This is a genomic window from Paraburkholderia humisilvae (assembly GCF_902859855.1).
In the GTDB taxonomy this organism is placed as follows: Bacteria; Pseudomonadota; Gammaproteobacteria; order Burkholderiales; family Burkholderiaceae; genus Paraburkholderia; species Paraburkholderia humisilvae.
Genome location: NZ_CADIKH010000004.1, coordinates 23668 through 43379 on the forward strand (window position 1 = coordinate 23668; position 19712 = coordinate 43379).

Annotated in this window: 16 protein-coding genes; 7 read left to right on the forward strand and 9 right to left on the reverse strand. The window is 62.2% G+C overall.

Annotation, left to right across the window (positions count from 1 at the left end; translation table 11 throughout):
• Positions 1-2 precede the first annotated feature (2 nt).
• The 6 genes from tssG to tssB form a co-directional block, all read right to left on the reverse strand.
• On the reverse strand, positions 3-1232 hold the full coding sequence (tssG, locus tag HV796_RS04760; RefSeq protein ID WP_175225310.1) for a type VI secretion system baseplate subunit TssG: 1230 nt from the start codon (positions 1230-1232) through the stop codon (positions 3-5).
• Complete coding sequence (gene tssF / locus HV796_RS04765) at positions 1187-2941, reverse strand: type VI secretion system baseplate subunit TssF (RefSeq protein ID WP_175225311.1); 1755 nt, start codon at positions 2939-2941, stop codon at positions 1187-1189. Before tssF ends, tssG begins: the two co-directional genes overlap by 46 nt.
• A complete protein-coding gene (tssE, locus tag HV796_RS04770) occupies positions 2934-3398 on the reverse strand; it encodes a type VI secretion system baseplate subunit TssE (protein WP_175225312.1) in 465 nt (154 codons plus the stop codon). The genes tssF and tssE overlap by 8 nt, the downstream gene beginning before the upstream one ends.
• Positions 3399-3457: 59 nt before the next feature.
• On the reverse strand, positions 3458-3952 hold the full coding sequence (locus HV796_RS04775; RefSeq protein ID WP_175225313.1) for an Hcp family type VI secretion system effector: 495 nt from the start codon (positions 3950-3952) through the stop codon (positions 3458-3460).
• Between the two features lie 52 nt (positions 3953-4004).
• A complete protein-coding gene (gene tssC, locus HV796_RS04780) occupies positions 4005-5504 on the reverse strand; it encodes a type VI secretion system contractile sheath large subunit (protein WP_175225314.1) in 1500 nt (499 codons plus the stop codon).
• A 69-nt stretch (positions 5505-5573) separates the two neighbouring features.
• Complete coding sequence (gene tssB, locus HV796_RS04785) at positions 5574-6152, reverse strand: type VI secretion system contractile sheath small subunit (RefSeq protein WP_175225315.1); 579 nt, start codon at positions 6150-6152, stop codon at positions 5574-5576.
• 632 nt (positions 6153-6784) lie between these two features.
• On the opposite strand from tssB, the gene HV796_RS04790 reads away from it, so the two are divergent.
• Together HV796_RS04790 and HV796_RS04795 are read left to right on the forward strand one after the other, a co-directional pair.
• Positions 6785-7492 (forward strand): response regulator transcription factor, encoded by a 708-nt coding sequence (locus HV796_RS04790; RefSeq protein WP_175225316.1) that lies wholly within the window; start codon positions 6785-6787, stop codon positions 7490-7492.
• A gap of 107 nt (positions 7493-7599) precedes the next feature.
• Positions 7600-9066 carry a sensor histidine kinase gene (locus tag HV796_RS04795; RefSeq protein WP_175225317.1) on the forward strand — a complete coding sequence of 489 codons (1467 nt, stop codon included), beginning with the start codon at positions 7600-7602 and terminating at the stop codon, positions 9064-9066.
• A gap of 54 nt (positions 9067-9120) precedes the next feature.
• On the opposite strand, the gene HV796_RS04800 is transcribed toward HV796_RS04795, so the two are convergent.
• The gene (locus HV796_RS04800) at positions 9121-10689 is read right to left on the reverse strand and encodes a GMC oxidoreductase (protein ID WP_175225318.1); all 1569 of its coding nucleotides are present in this window, start codon (positions 10687-10689) and stop codon (positions 9121-9123) included.
• 522 nt (positions 10690-11211) lie between these two features.
• Here HV796_RS04800 and HV796_RS04805 point away from each other — a divergent pair.
• Together HV796_RS04805 and HV796_RS04810 are read left to right on the forward strand one after the other, a co-directional pair.
• Positions 11212-12171 (forward strand): helix-turn-helix domain-containing protein, encoded by a 960-nt coding sequence (locus tag HV796_RS04805; RefSeq protein WP_175225319.1) that lies wholly within the window; start codon positions 11212-11214, stop codon positions 12169-12171.
• Between the two features lie 450 nt (positions 12172-12621).
• Complete coding sequence (locus tag HV796_RS04810) at positions 12622-14076, forward strand: catalase (protein WP_175225320.1); 1455 nt, start codon at positions 12622-12624, stop codon at positions 14074-14076.
• Positions 14077-14211: 135 nt separating this feature from the next.
• On the opposite strand, the gene HV796_RS04815 is transcribed toward HV796_RS04810, so the two are convergent.
• Complete coding sequence (locus HV796_RS04815; protein WP_175225321.1) at positions 14212-15090, reverse strand: alpha/beta fold hydrolase; 879 nt, start codon at positions 15088-15090, stop codon at positions 14212-14214.
• A gap of 561 nt (positions 15091-15651) precedes the next feature.
• Here HV796_RS04815 and HV796_RS04820 point away from each other — a divergent pair.
• A complete protein-coding gene (locus HV796_RS04820; RefSeq protein WP_175225322.1) occupies positions 15652-16551 on the forward strand; it encodes a LysR family transcriptional regulator in 900 nt (299 codons plus the stop codon).
• A gap of 185 nt (positions 16552-16736) precedes the next feature.
• On the opposite strand, the gene HV796_RS04825 is transcribed toward HV796_RS04820, so the two are convergent.
• Positions 16737-17423, reverse strand: a complete 687-nt coding sequence (locus HV796_RS04825) for an HD domain-containing protein (RefSeq protein ID WP_175225323.1) — start codon at positions 17421-17423, stop codon at positions 16737-16739.
• A 345-nt stretch (positions 17424-17768) separates the two neighbouring features.
• Here HV796_RS04825 and HV796_RS04830 point away from each other — a divergent pair, with 345 nt between their 5' ends.
• Entirely contained in the window at positions 17769-18557 is a 789-nt protein-coding gene (locus HV796_RS04830; RefSeq protein WP_175225324.1) for an alpha/beta fold hydrolase, read from the forward strand.
• Positions 18558-18570: 13 nt separating this feature from the next.
• Positions 18571-19695, forward strand: a complete 1125-nt coding sequence (gene hemH, locus HV796_RS04835; RefSeq protein WP_175225325.1) for a ferrochelatase — start codon at positions 18571-18573, stop codon at positions 19693-19695.
• The last annotated feature ends 17 nt before the right edge of the window (positions 19696-19712 follow it).

Here is a 19712-nt window from a genome sequence, read left to right on the forward strand (position 1 = left end):
GATCAGCGGTGCGGCCGCGCCGCTGCGCCGCTCGCACGCGCGGCACAGCGCACCGGCGCGAGCGCCGGCTGGGCGCGACTGCGCACAGAACCCATGCGGCCGTCGGACAGCAGCCCTTGGGCAGCACTCGCTGCCGCTCCCGTTTCCGCTGTCACGCCCGCCGCACGCGCGCCCGCCAGCCACGACGTCCAGCCGAGCCGCGCCGCTGTCTTGCCGCCCACCGCGCACGCGACTGTCTGCGGCGCCGGATACAGCATGAACTGCACGTCGAAGTCCTCCTGCAGATGACTGCGGATCAGCCACAGCGCGAGTTCGTGGTCAGCGCCGCCCGGCAGCAGCGCGGTAAAGCGCGCGCGCGGCAAGTCGTGAAACTCGATGCGGATACCGGCGGCCTGATCCCACCAGCGGCGTCCCAGCAATTGCACGCCGCCGACGCGCGAGCCGGCTGCGTGCACGCCGTGGCGCGAACCCGCGAGCCGCGTCGAATCCGCGCGGTCGGCCGCGCGCCAACCGCCGATAAACTGCGTGCCGGTCACCCGTAAGCCGAGACGATCGGCGAGCAGCGCGACCAGCCCGGCCATCGAGCGCGGCGCGCCGCTCATCAGCCCCGCATGACGCAGCCACGGCTGCGTCCCACGCGGACGTCCGGCGCTCGCGTGACCCGATCCGGGCGTGCCGCGGTGCAGCCCGAGATTGCTGAGCGCGTCGAGGCATGCGGCAAGCGCCGACGCATGCGGCGATTGCCAGTTCAGGCCGGGCGCGTGCTTCTTGCGCCCGCGATACAGAAACGACAGGAAACGATGATTGAAGATGTCGAGCAGATCCGCGAGCGCAAAGTCGCGCGCCGCGCGGCGCTCGAGCAGCAGCTCGGTAATCGGCATCGGCAGCGGCCCGTTCGCGCCGGCCAGCGTCAGCACCGGCGTGGTCAGCGTATAAGTCACCGGCGGCACGCCGCGCGCTTCGGCCGCCAGCGCGTGCAACGCGGCGCCGTCGTCGTGCGGCGGATTCTCCCGTACGCTGCGCACATCGCTCGCCTCGAACGCCAGCGACACATGGCCCGACAGGCGCACCGCTTCGCGCGCGCCATCGCCGGTGCCGAGCGGCTCGGCCTGCGGCGCGGCCCGTTCGAGCAGCGCGATCGCCTGGAACAGATCGAAGCCGGGCGCGTGCTGCGTGAGCTCGACGATCAAAGCAGCGGCTGACAGCCTGTCATCGGCTCCCATTGCTTCCATATCCCGTCTCCACGGCGCACCACCAAGCGTACAAAGGAGTTGACCGTCGTATACAGCGCGAAGAAGCGCGCCAGCACCGCCCCCATCAGCAACGGCGAACCGCCCGCAAATGCGTCCGCATCGAACTCGAGCGCGATCTCGGTGCCACGGCAGTAGCCACGCCACGCTTCGGTGCCGACGTGCGCGGTCGCGCTGCGCGTGTCGACGCTTTTTACGCCGCGTATCTGATCCTGTTCGCGCGCGCTATCGGATGCGAACAGCCGCAGCAGTTCCTGCAGCTGCGCACGGCCTGTCGCGCCGCTCGCCAGCGACTGATGGTTCAGCGTGAGCAGCGACACGAGGCGCCATAAGGTTTCGCTGTGCAGCGGCGGATTACGTGCGGCGCTCGGCTCGTACAGGCAGCGCACATGCACGTTCTGCGACACCTTTTCGACCAGCAGTCGCGCGCCGGCCGGCACATGTTCGGCGAGCCGCCGGTTCGTGCACAGCACGTTCGCGTAGATGACAGGCAGCGTCGTCGTGCTCGCCGTCGCGTTGTCCGCGTCGATGAAGCTGACGAACATATCGGTGCCCGCCATGTTGCCGCGCAGCGTGTGCTCCCGGCGCGCGGACCAGTACACCTTGTCGCCGTGCTGCGCCGACGCGAAGCTCGGAATCGCGCGCGTATGCCGCTGGTTCGGGTCCGACACGACCATCGACGTCACCGAATGAATTTCGGTGATGGCCTCGCGCTGCCGGTCCGCGACCAGCCGGTATTCGAACTGGCGGTGATCGATCGCGATCGGCTCGCTGGTCTGCGCGAACAGATTGACGATCGGCGTCGCGCCCAGCCGGAAATGCTGTGCGTTAAGCGTCGCGAGCCCGTGCGGCGCATGCCGCAGGTGCAGCGCGATCTCGCAGCAGCGGGCGCTCCCCATGCGGCCGCGCAGACCGTGCAGGTCGAAGAAATGGAACTTGCGCGGAAACGCGAAATACTCCTGCATCAGCCCGTAGGCCGGCTGCGCGTGCGCCGGCTGCGGCAGCACGCTGTCTTCGCGCGCATACCCGACTTCGCGCCACGAGCCGGCCGGCAGCAGCGACGGCCGGCCGCCTTCGGGCTGCACCGACACATCGGACACGCCCGCCGTCAGCAACTCGTAAAGCGGCATCGTCACCATCCAGTCGCCATGCAAATGAATGCGTAGGCTCGCCAGTTCCAGTTCGGCGAAATCGACCTGCGCGTCGCATTCCAGCGTGAGCCTCAGCGTCGCGTCGTCGGCAAAACGCGCGTGCACGATTTTCAGCGGCCACAGTACGGTGTCCCAAGCGGTGCGGAAGCGGCACACGTCGCCGGTTTCGGTGCGCGCCTGCAAGCCCGTGTGGCGCGGCACACGAAAGCCCGCGGTCACCTTGCCCTGCTCCGGATCGAGATCGAATTGCGCAATCGTCATCGACGGCAGCGGCTGCGCAAGCGATGGGCACGCCCCTTCGAGCAGCGACGCCGCGATCTGCGGAAACGCCTGGTCGAGGTCGCGATGCACCCGCGCGGCGAGAAACGCGGTCGCCTCGATCAGCCGCTCGGTATGCGGATCGAGCGATTCGTTGCCGTGCAGCGCCAGGCGCGCCGCAACCTTCGGGTAGCGGCGCGCGAAATCGGCGCCCTGCGTGCGCAGGTACGCGAGTTCATGCTTGTAGTACTGCAGGATGTCGTCCGGCACGACGTCAGCCATGAGCCTCCCAGCGGGCATCGGCGGCGCCGGCCGCGGCGCGCGCGAGTTCGAAGGCGACGTGATGCACCGCGGTGCCGGCACGCATCTCACCGCGGATCGCCAAACGCGGCGCGCCCGTGCCGCCCGCACCACCCGTGCCGGTAAAGCCGACCGAGACCTTCGTCAGCCGCGGCTCGAACAGCGCGATGGCCCGCGCGACCGCGGCCGCGATCGCGTCGCGGTCCGCGCCCGATTGCAACGAATGGTCGGTGAAGTCCGGCACGCCATAGTCGAGCACCGTGCCTTCGCGTTGCGCAAACAGATCGAACGTAAGCCGTGAGCGCGTATTGAGCAGCCGCGCCAGATCCCGCTCAATCGATGCGCGCAGCGCATCGGCCAGCGGCCGTCGCGCGTCGGCATCGGCATCGGCAACGCGGTCGAACAGCGACATCGATGAACCGCTGGCGAGGGCTGACATCGGCTTTCACTCCCGGCATGACAACGCGGCGCGCACGGCGCTGACGCGGCTTGCGCCGCTTAGCTCTTAGCCGGCGCGGCGTCGGTGTTGGTCGACAGGTCCCAACCGAACGGCGCCGTGCCCTTCTTCGACGAGTCGGTGTTCTGCTGCGTGTATTCGGCGGTGATCTTCGTGAAGTTCAGCGTGAAGCTGTCCGACATGCCGCCACCGCCGCCGCCCGTCGAGATGGTCGACACCATCGCGTTGCTGAGCACATATTTCATGTGCAGCATGAACGCGCCGCCTTCGTTGCGGCCGATCAGCACGCTCGCGTCGCCGAGCTTCGTGCCGGCCGAGCACGCCGAGTACAGCGCAGGCGTGGACAGGTCGGTGGCCTTTGAAAAACTCATCTCCGAAATATTCACGCGGCCGAGCGTGCGTTCGGTGTTGGCCGGATCGTTCGAGACCGGCAACTGCATGCTGATCGAAAACGAGTCGACGATGATCTTGTCCGAATGGTCTTTGAGCAACGAGTTGCCCTTGACGTCGGTCAGTTCGAGAAGAATGGTGTCCATGATGGGCTCGGTTCAGGTATCCAATGGGTGGCTCAGGGCCGCTCGACGTCGCTCAGGCCGCCGCGGCCGGCAACTCGGCGACCAGACGGATCGACGCGGTCAGGTCCTCCATCTGGAAGTGCGGCTTCAGGAAGCAGGTCGCGCGGTACGAGCCTGGCTTGCCCGGCACTTCGGTCACGTCGACGCGGGCTTCGCCCAGCGGATAGCGCGCCTTCTGCACCTGCGACGCGGACGGATTGATCAGCACGTAGTCGGCAATCCAGTTGTTCAGGTAGTTTTCGACGTCCGCGCGGGTCTGGAAGCTGCCGACCTTGTCGCGCATGATCACCTTCAGGTAGTGCGCGAAGCGCGACGCGGCGAGCACGTACGGCAGACGCGACGACAGATGCGCGTTCGCGTTCGCGAGGTCCTTGTTGTAAAGCTTCGGCTTGTTGGTCGTCTGGCCGCCGAAGAAGGTGGCCATGTTCGAGCCCTTCGAGTTCAGCAGCGCGATAAAGCCGAGGTCGTTCAGTTCCTTCTCGCGGCGATCGGTGATCGTCACTTCGGTCGGGCATTTGAGCGCGATGTCGCCTTCGCCGGTCTTGTATGTATGCGCGACCATGCCGTTTACCCTGCCGCCGCCCTCCACGCCGCGAATCGCGGTCGACCAGCCGAAGTTGGCGAACGCGTCGGTTATGCGCAGGCCCATCTGATAGGCCGAGTTGGCCCACAGATATTTGCCGTGATCGGTGCCGTCGACGTCTTCCTCGAAGTTGAAGCTTTCGACCGGCTTGGTCTTCGTGCCATACGGCAGGCGCGCCGCGTACGACGGCAGCACCAGCGCGACGTAGCGCGAGTCCTCGGTCTCGCGGAAGCTGCGCCACGTGGTGAGCTCCGCGCTTTCGAAAATCTTTGAAAGATCGCGCGTCACGCCCAGTTCCGTAAACGATTTCAGATCGAACAGGCTCGGCGCCGCCGATGCGATGAACGGCGCGTGCGCGGCCGCCGCGACGCGCGAGATGCGCTCGAGCAGCGCGATGTCCTGCGGGTGCCGGCCGAACGTGTAGTCGCCGATCAGCAGCGAATACGGGTGGCCGCCGAACGTGCCGTACTCTTCTTCGTAGACCTTCTTGAAGAGCACGCTCATATCGTGGTCGACCGCCGATTCGAGGTCCTTCAGCAGTTCCTTCTTCGCCACGTTGAGCAGGCGCAGCTTCAGGTTGCCGCTCGTCTCGGTGCCGAACACCATGTCGTGCAGACCGGTCCACGACGCTTCGAGCGCCTGGAACGCCGGATCGTGCATGATCGCGTTGAGCTGGTCCGTCAGCATTGCGTCGATTTCGGCGACCCGCTCGTTGATCATCGCGACCACGCTCTTATCGGGGCTCGTGCGCATCCCTTCGTCGAGAATCTGCGACGCGAGCTGGCCGATCAGCTTCTTCGCGTAGCCGCTTTGCGACGGCTCGACCGCCATATTGCCTTCATGCACGATCTGATCGAGCAGGCTCAGTTCGCCTGCGACGCTTTCAGTCTGGGTTGCGGCTGACGTTCCGGCCGCCTGTTTGCTTGCCATGTGCATCACCTTTGAATGGGGTTTGCGCCCGCGCTGTGCCCGGACACCGGTTGATTGACGACAGGTACGTTAAGCCGACGGGGTCTCGGCGCCCGCCTCTGGCGCGGCGCTCCCCGCGGCGGGCTCGCCAGCGGCGGTGCCGGCCGCGGCAGGCTCGCCGGCCTGGGCCAGGCTTTGCACCTTCTTCAGTTCTTCCGTGCTCTGGATGATCCGGTCGAGCATCGAGTCGAGTTCGTCGTTGCCGTCGAGCTTCGCGAGCAGGTCGCGCAATTGCTGACGCGCTTCGAGCAGCTTCGCAAGACGCGGCACCTGGTTCACGATGTTCTCGGGATGAAAGTCGGCGAACTCGCTGAAGTGCAGTTCGACCTTCAGGTTACCTTCGCCTTTCGCGGTGTCGGGCACCGACAGGTCCAGACGCGGGCGGATCTTGCCCATGATCTCGTCGAAGTTGTCGCGGTCGATCTCGACGAAGCGGCGTTCCTTGAGCTTCGGCAGCGGTTCGGCGGGCTGGCCCGACAGATCGGCAAGCAGGCCGACGACGAGCGGCAGTTCGCGCTTCTCGACGGCATCGCCGATTTCGACGTCATAGGTGATCTGGACACGCGGCGGGCGATTGCGCCCAATCCACTTTTGCAGGCTGTTGGACATGGAAGGATCTCCGGGAACCCCTGATACGTTTTGGAAAAAGCGCCCCCCTCGCACATCGCACGTGCGAGCGAGGACAGACGCAAGCCATCCGCAAAATGCAAGAAAGAATGTGTATGCGCTGCCCCGCTCGCGACCGCGGCAAGCGCGGCGAGCGCATCGAGGTCATGCGCGAATTTCAAACGCTCCTATCGTCAAGCTACCCACCTGCTGTCAGGGCGGAGCGCCTCGCAATTGAAATGCGACATGTGAGGCCGCTTGTCGAGCGCTGGTAGCGTGATGCTTGCGCTCGCCCCCGCAATCCGTTGCGTGCCGATAAATTGCCCAGGTCGGGGCAGCGGCGATTCAGCAACGAATTGAATTGCTTCACGCTTCGCGCATATCGTGCGGAGCGCTGATATTCACGAGTGTTTCGAAGAATTTTGTCGGCATTTAATCGGAGTGCTGCGATAACGGCAATACCTGGAATTAGGTATCCGTCAGCAGTGGCAGCAACGGCCCGCGCAGGGTTTTCGAACTCAGCCTACCTGTTTTCAGGTATTTTGGCGGACATGCATTTATGCCAGGCTCGCAAGCCCTCCTTAATCGGCTGACTGCATGCAACGGGGCCACGCATGCCGATGACTGATCCGACCATGACTCAACCATCATTCGAAACTCGCGAGCCGACGCTGCCGCGTCCGCTGCTCGTTGTGGAGGACGACCCGGCGATGCAGGTCAGGTTGCGCGGCATTCTCGCGACGCTCGGCTATGGCGACGACGCGTTGTGGTTCGCCGAAACACTCGCCGAGGCCGACGGGTTGCTCGGCAGCCAACGCTTCGCGATGGCGCTGGTCGATTGCGGGCTGCCGGACGGCAATGGCATCGACCTGATTCACAAGCTCTACGCTAAAGATCCCGCACTGCCGATTCTGGTAATCTCCGCGTGGCGTTCACCGCATACGATCCTCTCCGCGCTGCAAGCCGGCGCGACCGGCTATCTGCTCAAGGAGCGCGACGAGATCGAAATCACGCTGTCGATTCGCAGTGCGCTGCGTGGCGGCGCGCCGATCGACCCATTCATCGCGAAGCACATTCTTGCCCTGGCCGGTTCCGCCACATCCCTTTTGCGCGGCTCGGGAGACGCTACGCAGCACGCGATCCCGGCCGCTCCACTTAGCCGTCGAGAAATCGAGGTGCTTGGACTGGTGGGCAAGGGGCTAACGAATCGGGAGATATCCGGGCTGTTGTCCTTGTCCAGGCTGACGGTCGAATGTCACATCAAAAATATCTACAAGAAGCTGGCGGTGAACTCGCGCACTCAGGCCATTTTCGAAGCGCGTACGCATGGCTTGTTGCCCTGATCTGGGTCGTCGCGCTTTGCGGCGGTGTGGCATCGGCCGGTCAGGCCGCGCACGCGCCGCGCGTTGATGCCGCGCGCTCACCCGGGTGGCGCGTGCAGCAGGCGACAATGATGCGCACGTCCGCGCTCGCGGTGTATCGGATCAGCGCTGCGCCGGAGTTTGTGCCGCGGGTTGTGTCTGATGTCGGGTCTGGCGTGGTGTTTCTCGTCATCGATGATCCAACCGCGTTGCCGGCGCGGGAAGAGTCGCTGCCTTCGTTGCGGCGTAATCTCCCACTTATTGGACTGACCGCGACCGGCGTGCTCGGATGTCTGTTCGCGCTCATCTGGCTGATGCGTCCGCAAGAGAGTGCTTACGGCTGGTTCAGCCTGACCGCGCTTGCCTGGTTTACCTATGTGTCGAACCAGCTTGCCACCGACCCGTGGCCATTCGCGACAATCGACGCAAGCGCACGCTTCAATTCGGTCGCGCTGCTGATATGCAGCGCGTGCCTGGCCAGCTTTGTCGCTCGACTTTGCGGACGGCGGCGGCAGTTGCCCGAAACCGTATTGTGGGTCGCCGTCGCGACCGGCGTCGCTGCCATGACCGGCGCGCCGCACGCTTATCTCCACGAGATACGCGCGCTTCTCGCTGCCGCATCGGTGTGCGTTTCGGTCATCAGTTGTGCTTCGCTGATCTGCTTTGCGCTACGCAATCGCCACGGTGAGCTTGCGCTGCTCGCGTTGTGCATGACCGGTTGCGTCGTCGCCGGCGTGCACGATCTGTTCATCCCGGCGGCCGTTGCCAACGATGCGCTGCGCTATGCGGCACCCGCTTCCCAACTGCTGACGATCATGATGGCGATCCTGCTTGCGCGCCGCTTCGCAGCCGCGCTCGCGCGTGCCGACCGGTTCGACGCTGAACTCGCTTCGCGGGCCGAATACGCACAACGCGAGGCGACGCTGAGCGTGCGCGACCAGCACGCGGCGGACGTGACGCAGGCGCGCATCAACGAACGCGCGAGCCTTGCGCATGACCTGCACGATGGGCTTGGCGGGATGCTGGTCAGCCATATTGCCGCACTCGAACAGACGCCGCACGCGATACCGGCCGAGCGGTTCCTTTCTCTGCTGAAAGCGCTGCGTGACGATCTGCGCATCATTATCGAGTCCGCGACGCGAGCGCAACCCGACGCCGAGCCAATCGACGAATGGATTGCCCCGCTGCGCCACCGGTTGGCGCAACTGCTCGAGCACCGGGGAATCGACTGTTACTGGAAGATTCACAGCGTTGCGAACGCGCACATGCCGGCGTCGGTCGGCCTCGACGTGATGCGCGTGTTGCAGGAAGGGGTCACCAACGTGCTCAAACATAGCCGCGCGACGCGCGTCGATATCGCGTTGAGCATGGACGGGCGGATGCTCGATATCGTCATTGCCGACAATGGCATCGGCTTCGATACAACGCATGCTGTCGCACCACAAGGCGTAGGGCTGCGAAGCATGCGCGCGCGCGTCGCACGGCACAGCGGAACCCTGACGTTGAGCGCGACCGGCAACGCGACCGTGCTCAACGTGCAGATTCCGCTTGCCTGATCGCACACGCATGTTCCGCGGTGCGTGACCTTCAACGGCGCAAACGCTTATGACTTATCGTCCGTGGCGTCCGTCGAGAAAGCGGTCCATGTTGTGCTCGGCCAACGCGGCAATCGTCATCGAAGGGTTCGTGCATCCCGCAGAGCCCGGAATCAACGCGCCGTCCATCACAAACAGATTTCGGCAACCGAACACCTCGCCGTTCTCATCGCAGGTCTGACCGATTACCGCGCCACCACAAGGGTGAGCGGTAAAAGTCTGATCGATCGGCGCGGCGAGAATCGTACCGTTCGCATCGTTCAGTCGGTTGTAGACATCCGTGAGTGCCTTGGCAATCTGCGCATTGTTACGGGAACCGGCTGGCCAGTTGAGCTCGACAGTGTCCTTCGCACGGTTGTAGGAGAAGTATCCTTCCGGCTTCGTGATAGCGAGCCCGAGTACCGCGAGAAGGTTGGGCGGCAACGGTAGCGCCTGAAATGTTTCGAGCAGTAGAGGGACGCCGTCCTTCGTGAAGTCCTGAACTGCGACCACACCGGGCGACCCCAGATTGATGTTCGTCAGGACGCCATTGACCATGACCGCGTTCGAATCGCCATTCGTACCCCAGTATCTGCCGACCGTATCGTTCAGACGGGGCAATTTGCTGGTCGCCCGCGCACGGACCAGCAGCTCGGTGGTGCCCACCGACCCCGCCGCGAGAAACAGATAACGGCACAGATAGATCTTTTTCCTCAGCACGTTGCCGCGTTCGTCGATCTCGTCAACCCGCACACGGTATTTGTCGCTGCCGGCCTCCTCGATCGCCGTGACGACATGCAGCGGCTCGATTCGCACATAGCCGGTCTCTTCCGCCTGGCGCAAATAGTTTCGGTCAAGGCTGTTCTTCGCGCCGCTGTTGGTTCCGTAATACACTTCGCCGGCGATGATTGAAGCCACTCGCCGTCCTCGCATCTCATCGCGCACGGTATTCCAATCTATCGCGATATCAGGCTTAACAACGTTCAATCCGGCTTTTTCAGCCTGCTGTTTCAGCAGGCGGCTCGACAGGTACGCGTCGGACGCGAGGATGTCGTCAGGAATCGGCGTCGCGGCGAGCATGCGTTTCACGCGCGGGTAGTAGGTCCGGTCCAGCGTGTCATAGTCAACCTCGCGCGGAAACACCTGGTAGAAGTTGCGTTTGTCCGGCTGGATCGTGATTGCACCGTAGATAAGCGAACCGCCTCCGACGCCTGCGCCGAAATAAGCTGTCATACCGTTGCCAATCTTGCGATCGAATACCCCTGTAAAAACATCGATCGGCGTTGGGGAAAACGGTGCGGGCAGGATGGTGCTTGGGCTAAGCCAGGTCGAACGGCCGTCGGGCGCGACGATCGAACTGAACGTATTCCCGGCCGGCGTGATCGGCCAGCGCTTGCCACGCTCGAGCACAATCGTTTCGACGCGTGCTTCGCCGAGTCGCAGCGACGCCACCGCGCCGCCGAATCCACTACCTATGACCAAAGCCTCGATTTCTGTTTCGTGCTCGGGAACGCGCGGACCGGCCTGAGCCAGCGGCGTGCTTAACGCGGCGACCGATGCTAACGCGGCTTGAATAAATTCTCGGCGCTTAAAATTTTTTTCCATCGAATCCTCGAAAAGGTGCGTAGGGGGTGGAGCGGCGGCTGAGACAGCGACGCGGGCTCGACGAAATAATGGCGATACGTGCGCCTCCATTTCATCGTCCTCACGAGGTGATCGATAAACTTACGATGTATTCGAACGCCAACGAAGCAGACGCATAGACAGAAACTGACAATCGATCTTCAGACAGCCATCACTATGCGGTTAGCTATCTAGTCTGTATTTCACGGTTTTCATTGAATAGGCCATGGGTGTCAGTAAATCTGTAGTGCGATGGGTTGTCCATGAATACGCTTAACGACGTCCTTTAGCTTATATCTAGCGCGAATTCGGACATACACCCCGTTCCCTAAGCGTGATGCCAATCATTGCAAGCATCGCGACTATTCCTGCTTCCTTGATCAAATCGCAAAAAGTGAAAACGCGGTTGTGAGGGGGAATAAAGTTGATCGGTCGGACGTTGGATGAAACGCGTAGCCTCGTCGTCGACGCACGACGCACCGTTTTTGAAAAGGATGTCTTACCATGATCCAGAGAGCTGACGAGAACACCTGGAATGGCGTGCCAATGGGTCGTGACGAATGGATCGACATGATGTCGTCGATCGGCCTGCAGTACCAGTTTGATTCTCCTCACGCTGGTGCGTCAACGCACGACAGTGCGCGCGCCGGCTCGAGCGTCATCGTGAACCTCGATATCGCGTGGCAATCAACCGCGCCCATCCTGCATCACGGGGACGATGGGGATCTGTTTGTGCAAGTGGTCAGGAGCGGCACGAGATGGATCAAACCGCGCGGTGGGCAGACCATGAGTTTCGGGCCGGGCGACGTGGCCCTGGTCGACCCAACGGTCTGGCACGGCGCGTCGGTGCGCGAACGGACGTGCATGTCGATACTGCGCATTCCGAGGTCGGCATTGCAGGAGCGTGGGTTACCCAACCACTTTCCGATGATTTGCCGTCCGGATACCGCGTCGCCGGATGTCTGTGCGGTGCGCGACTTTGTATTGCATCTGGCCTCGCAGGCAGGCAAGGCCAGCGAAGCAACCCTCGCCCGGTTTGGCGAGCAGTGCGTCGATCTGGTGGACGTACTGGTCAACGACCCTGGCGTCACCCATGCCGGCCGTTCGACGCCGTCCATCGTGCTGCGCACGAAACAGCTGATCTCCCGCTATATCGGCGACCCCGATCTGAGCGTCGAGCGCATCGCCGCCGAGCTGAACATGTCGACCAGCAGCCTCACGCGCGCGTTGCATGGCAGCGGGCTGTCGGTCATGCGCCATGCGTGGTCGCTGCGCATCGAGCGCGCGGCGCGGCGGCTGCGCGCCGATACGTCGCATGGCAACATCCAGGCGATTGCGTATCAGTGCGGCTTTACGAACTATGCTCACTTCAGCCGCGTGTTCAAGGCTCGCTATGGCATGACGCCGCGTGAGTATGCGGCGAGCCACAAAGCAGTGCGCAACAGGACGGCTGAACAGACGTAGTCGAGCACCGCGCATCTGACACTACCGTGTGTGAGGGCCGCGCTACCGTTTTCGCACGGTCGCTTTCCGATTCACACGGCCTGATCCTGCTGCACTGTCGAATTCCCTTCGCGAAGCGGTCCGCTTCTTTATCAAATCTGCCAAAGATGGTTCGCTGGCGGCCCGTCGTTCCTGACTTTCCCCGACTGCGCTTGCAGTTTCACCGAACAGCTTTTATGTTGTCCTCCTGATGTTGCTTGATGGATTGTGTTAGCGCGTATCTTTAACCGAACATCGACAGCAACTCACCTGCTCGACCCGTGCCTCTTCCGTCATCTCCGCTGTCCCCATCCGCATGCGTCGAGATCCGTAGACCAAGGCTCGCTGAACTTCCGGTCAGCCTTCATTCGATTAACCATCCTATCAACCGGCGGTGCCACGCATGCCGCCGCACACCCCAGGAGGGCATTCATGAATAAGCTGACCACGGCATTCGGCGCACCCGTACCCGACAACCAGAACACCCAGACCGCCGGACCTCGCGGCCCCGCTCTACTGCAAGATGTCTGGCTTCTCGAGAAGCTTGCGCACTTCGACCGCGAGGTGATTCCTGAGCGCCGCATGCACGCCAAGGGAGCGGGCGCTTTCGGCACCTTTACCGTGACGCACGACATTACGAAGTACACGAGAGCGAAGCTCCTTTCGCAGATCGGCAAGCAGACCGAGATGTTCGCGCGATTCTCGACCGTCGCGGGCGAGCGCGGCGCCGCCGACCATGAGCGCGACATTCGCGGCTTCGCGCTGAAGTTCTACACTGAAGAAGGCAACTGGGACCTGGTCGGAAACAACACACCGGTGTTCTTTCACCGCGATCCGCTGAAATTCCCGGACCTGAATCATGCGGTCAAACGCGATCCGCGCACCGGCCTGCGCAGTGCACAAAGTCAGTGGGACTACTTCACCCAGATTACCGAATCGCTGCATCAGGTGACGATCACGATGAGCGATCGCGGCATACCGAAATCATGGCGGCATATGCACGGTTTCGGCAGTCACACCTATAGCCTGCTCAACGCGCAGAACGAGCGATTCTGGGTCAAGTTCCATTTCCTCACTCAGCAAGGTATTCAGAACCTCACCGACGCCGAGGCCGAATCGATCACCGCGAAGGACCGCGAGGCGAACCAGCGCGACCTGCACGCGGCGATCGAGCGCGGCGAGTTCCCCCGCTGGACGCTGTACGTACAGATCATGCCCGAAAAAGACGCCGGATCGTATCGCCTTAACCCGTTCGATCTGACCAAGGTGTGGCCGAAGAAGGACTATCCATTGCAGGAAGTCGGCGTGATGGAACTGAACCGCAATCCGGAAAACTTCTTTCAGGATGTCGAACAGGCGGCATTCTCTCCGCATGTGATCGTGCCGGGCATCAGCTTTTCACCGGACAAGATGCTGCAAGGCCGCCTCTTCTCCTACGCGGACGCACAACGTTATCGTCTGACGGTGAACTACTGGCAGATTCCGGTCAATGCGCCGCGCGGCGCGAAGCATGTGCACAGCTACCATCGCGATGGCCTCTGCCGCGTCGATGGCAATAGCGGCGGCGCGACCCCTTATAACCCGAATACGACCGGCGAATGGCTCGATCAACCCGACTTCGGGGAACCGCCGCTGTCGATCGAAGGTGCCGCCGATCACTGGAATCATCGCGTCGATGACGACTATTTCTCGCAACCGGGCGATCTGTTCCGTCTGATGAAGCCCGATGAGCAGCAGCGACTCTTCGACAATACCGCGCGCGCGATGATCGGCACCACCGACGCGGTCCAGCAGTTGCACATCGAGCATTGCTCGAAGGCCGATCCGGCCTACGGCAAAGGCGTGGCCGAAGCGATCAAGCGCATTCATCACGCGAAGCAAGCGTAACGGAGGGCTTTTAATGACCCGCATCTGAGCGTTTCATGAAGACACTGCGCCTCTCGCAAAGATCTTCGAAATTCGTGTCAGGAGGAACCCGGTAAAGAAAGGTGGCACCGGTGCAAGAAAATTTTCTCGCCACGCTTACGACGTACGCGACGCGTGTTTGTTCAGAAACCCGGTTACGACCTCGAGAAACATCTCGCGCTCTTCGGAAAACACAAAATGGCCCGCGTCGTCGAATTCGACGAGCTGTGCGCCCGGAATGCCGCGTGCAATCGCGCGGCTCGCGCGCGGCGGGCATACCCAGTCGTGGCGGCCGACGATTGCAAGCGTCGGCGCCGCGATACGGTGCAGCTCCGCGCGCAGATCGTATGACGGGGCAATCGAGTGCATGAAATGCCGGATCATGTCGAGCGTCGTGGTGGTCGTGCCGAAGACGCGCTTGAACACGTCGGGGTGCGACGGCGCAGTGTGCAGTGGCCCGACGAGCCGGGCGAAGTCGTCCATCGTCTGCTGCGTGATGTCACCGCTCCCAAGGCGCGCCATCACCGCAAGCGCTTCAGGATTGCCGCGCGATGCGAGCGTCGGCGCCGGCTCGCCGTCGTCCGGCAGCGGTTTCACAGTGGGCGACGAGCCGCACAGAATCAGCCCTTGCACGAGCGCCGGATGGCGCAACGCCACATGCATCGCGACGAAGCCGCCCGCGGAGTGGCCAAGCATGAACGCACGCTTGATTTCGAGCAGCTCGCAGAGCGCGGCGATGTCGTCGGCCATTTGCTCGAGCGTGCACGTGATCAGTTCCGGCCGCCCCGAGCGCCCCTGACCGCGCATGTCGACATAGATCACCTGCGCGTCGTCACGCAGCGGGCCGATCCCATCGCGCAGATAGGCGTGGTCGAAACCGAGGCCGCCATGCAGCGCGAAGACGGTAGGTTTGTCGGCAAGATGCGTGGGCGATGCACGCAGGCCGCTGCCGTCGATATCGAAGTAGAGATGAGTGCCGTTTACTTGTGCTCGCATGGAAGTCCTCGAATGGAAGTGAGCCACGGTGGCGGGCAACACGACCGTATGCCGTTACCGGCGACTGCGTTGTTCTGGTCGAGGCTTAGGATGGTAAAGCCGTGGCGTGGCAGCGCCGCACGAATACCGAAAGTTTAATGTTTGAGTGTCGCCACCATTGCGGAAGGCGGCGTGGTCGACTTGACGGAGACGGACGTGGACGACGGCTTCTTACCCGATATTCTTTTCGTATCGGGTTGGGTATTTCAGTTATCGCTTATCCCCCCCGCGCTACGACATCGAACTCAACGTTGCAAACGGGAAGTAACTATAGATTCTGACTCGCCCTATTCCGATAGGAAACGATTTCGTCATCCCCTTTCAGCGATGCTTGAAATTCTTCTCTAAAAAGCTATATTTGTTGACAAAAACGATTTCGTCGATCTCTGTCTTGCGAGTATCCAAGGTAAGCCGGCCGCACAACTGGCCGCTCGCGCATGGGAACTGCATTCAAACCGGCGTGACCACCCGCCCGGTGACAGGCGATCCAGTCGTCGCGCCCACCCCGGATCGGAGGAACGAATGAGCATCGAAGTCGTCGATATGCGCCTTTTTGTCGAAGTGTTGCGTCACGGAAGCCTGACCAAGGCGGCTCTTCAGCTTGATATTCCAAAGTCGTCGGGAAGCCGGCGCATCGCGAAGATGGAAGAAGAGCTCGGTGTTCAGCTCGTCAAGCGCAGCACGCGCAAGCTGTATCCGACCGAGATCGGTAAGGCCTACTTCGAGCGCTGCGTACGCGTGATCGAAGACATTGCATCAGCCGAACAGATGGTCGGCGAACAGCGCCGCTCGCCGAGCGGACGGTTGCGTATCGCGATTCCGGCCGAACTGGGCGCACGCTGCTTCGCCGCCTGGTTCGCCGACTTCATCGAACGATATCCGGGCATTACGATGGAGATTCACGCAGGCCCCGGCAGCCGACTCGTGGAACTCATTGCAAGCGACGTCGACGTGTGGATCAAGACCGGCGAGGTGCCGCAGTCGGAACTGATCGTGCGCCGACTCTGCATGCTCACGCGCGGACTCTATGCAAGCCCGGCCTACCTGCAACGGCACGGCGTCCCTGAGCATCCGGACGATCTCGCCGCGCACAACTGTCTGTTGCTCGGCGATCAACCTAACTCGAACGAGCCGTGGACGTTCGCACGCGACAGCGAACAGTTGACCCCCAACGTGTCCGGCAACATGTGGGTGAATAGCCTCGCGGTGCTGCGCCAACTGACGCTATCAGGCCTCGGCCTCGCGCTCTTGCCTGACGTTCAGGTTGGCGCTGATGTTGATCTCCGCGCCCTCGTGAAAGTGATGTGCGAGTGGCCACCGGAAGCAATCGAGGTCAACCTGCTGATGTCTCACCGCGCGCTGTTGCCTGCACGCATTCGTGCATTCGTTGATTTCTTCAGTACAAGGCCGCGGGGGCACTAAAGCGCGCTGCGCCAACGCCTTTTTGCGCGTTGGCAAACAGTCCGTCTCGTCTGGTATTTCCAATACCGTTGCAGGCACGAGGCTCATTTCGACTCACGGTCTGGGCGTCCCGGTGGTCGCGAAAGTGGGGATGCCAAAGCGGTGCGTCATACACGACGCACCGCCGCGCAGCGCCTTCCGCGCTGCTACCCGTGCTTGTGCGACGGATCGTTGCAATGGATGCCGTGACGATCGTCGACCCACGCATTGCCGAGAATGATGCTGCAGAAGTTCAGACGCCGGAACGTCGGGTCCTTCAACGCGAGCACATCGTCGTTGACGGTGCCGAAGGTCGAGTCAGGACGGTGCTTCATGCCGTCGTAAAACGCGCCGATGATCTGCTCCTTGAAGTTCGGCGCGCGCGGATACGCAGCGACCACTTGCTGTCGTGCTTCTTCAGTGAACTCGTCGTACGCAAAACCGAGCACGTCCATTTCGACGCCGGCCGTCACCAGTTGGACCACCGGCTTCTTGAACGGCGGAATGCCCGGCGTCGTGTGCAGCGCGATCGCATCCCAGACGAGTTCCACATCTGTTTCCGCGATGCCATGCTGGCGCAGAAAGTCGGCTGCGGCATTCGCACTGTCCACTTCGAAGCGGTTCTGCGAACTGCGGTATTTCTGTGTGAGTCCCATATCGTGAAACATGCCGCCTATATAGAGCAGTTCCGCGTCGTACTTGATCTTCTTGCGTTCACCCGTCAGCGCGCCGAACAGAAACACACGAGTCGAGTGATGAAACAGCAGATCAGATTCAGTATCGCGAACCAGTTCGGTTGCCTCTTTAGCCATCTTGCTGTCGGGGATCTTGATGCCTGCAATGACGCCGCCCATCGCTTTCTCCTTGGTGAGAGCCTGCCTGAGTCTTTCGTGAGTGCCTGCAGCGCCGGCGAGGCGCCGCTTTCGATTGTCCGCTCACGTATGCATGGATCTTTTTAGAATTCGCACTGGGGATTGTCTGAACGCAATGGCTTTTTTTCATTTCGCCTGGCTTGCTGGCTGACACGCACGTCACGACTGAAAAACGGCCATGCGCGTGGCGGCTATCGTCACCGCGATCGTGCGTACCACTGGCAGAAAATGAAGTGGGTTTGGCTTTGCGCGCCGGTGCGAATCGATTGAAGACAAGTCGCCTGAGTGCAACACTTAAGGCAAGCAAAGGAAGTATGGAGACCCAAAATGTTTGACGTTCAAACCATCCAGTCGGGCGACATGCTCGTCCGCGTATCGGGCGCCGGCGCGCCGCTCATTCTCCTGCACGGCTACACGACGACCGCTGAATTCTGGCGGGAGCAGGTTGATGCATTTTCGGCCGGCTATCGCGTGATCCGCCCCAACCTGCCAGGCCACGGCATTTCACCGAGTCCGAAGCAGCGTGCCTACACCATCGATGCATTCGTCGCCGATCTTGAACATATGTTCGAGCAATTCGAGTTGCGCGATGCAGTGCTCGTCGGACTGTCGATGGGCGGTGTGATTGCACAGCAGTTTGCGCTGAAGCATCCGGCGCGCTTGCGCGCGCTTGCAGTGGTCGATACGACGTCGCATGGTTTCGGTCCGGACGTGCAGGTCGATAACGTGTTTTCGGCGATCGACAGGCTGGGTGTCGTCGCGGCAAGTCAGCAGGTCGCCCGGCGCTCGTTCAGCCCCTCGACCCCCGCCGCGTTGATCCATTGGGCGGAACAGGAAGTGGCTCAGACGCCTGAGTTCGTCGCCCGCGAGGCGGTAGCGTCGCTTGGCACGATCGACAACCACACGGCGCTTGCACAACTCGATGTGCCGACGCTCGTGATGGTCGGCGGAGAAGACCGCATTACGCCGCTAGTCGAGTCGCGCAAACTGAACGCGCTCATACGGGGCAGCCAGCTTGAGATCATCGAGCATGCTGCGCACTTTCCGATGCTCGAACAGCCGGAAGCCTTCAATCATGCGTTGAAGCGCTTCCTCGATTCGCTAAGCCAGCATTGATCGCTTCCGCAACATGTCATTCGCGATGCCAGACGGAGTCAACACGATGCGTTCCAAACTCAGCCCCGCCGCAGCTCACAACGATAAGCATGCGTCCGACACCGCTGTGCTGCTGATCAATCTCGGCACACCCGATTCACCGTCGCCGCGGGATGTGCGCCGGTATCTCGCGGAGTTCCTGTCGGACCCGCGTGTCGTCGAGTTGCCGGCATGGCTGTGGCAACCGGTGCTGCACGGTCTCGTGTTGCCGTTTCGCAGCCGTTCGTCGGCAAGGAAATATGAATCGGTCTGGATGTCGGCGGGCTCGCCGCTTAAAGTGCACACCGAACAGCAGGCGCGCGATCTGCAATCGTGGTTCGACGAGCGCGGCAAGCCGATCATGGTCGACTATGCGATGCGTTATGGCAATCCGTCGATTGCCGCGGCCATCACGCGGCTGCGCGCCAACGGTGTAAAGCGCATTCTGATCATGCCGATGTACCCGCAATACGCGGCGTCGACCACGGCCACCGCGTTCGACAAGATCGCCGCCGCGCTGAGGAAGATCAGGAATCAGCCGGCGCTGCGCTTCGTCAATCATTATCATGCGGATGCCCGCTATATCGACGCGTTGCGGCGCCAGGTCCAGCGGTATTGGGACATCCACGGCCGGCCGGACTTCGCCGCTGGCGACCAGGTGCTGTTCAGCTTCCACGGGCTGCCTTTGCGGACAGCGGAACTCGGCGACCCTTACTACACCCAGTGCTTGCGCACCGGTTCGCTGCTGGCCGACGCGCTCGGGCTTGGGCCGGAGCAGTATCGTGTGACCTTTCAGTCACGCTTCGGTTATCAGAAGTGGCTTGAACCGGGGACGGCCGAGACGCTCGCGGAGCTCGGTTATCAACAGACATCGCGCGTGGATGTCTTCTGCCCGGGTTTCACCGCGGATTGCATCGAAACTATCGAAGAAATCGGCATCGAAGGACGGGACACGTTCCTCGAATTCGGCGGCACGGCGTTCCACCGGATCGATTGCCTGAACGAAGCTCCCGCCTTTATCGATATGCTTGGCGAAATGGCACTGGAAAATCTGGGCGGCTGGCCTGGCACCGCACGTGAGCCTCGCGGCGGCGAGGCCGGCAGGTTCGCGCTGACGTAACTGATGCCCGTTGTTTA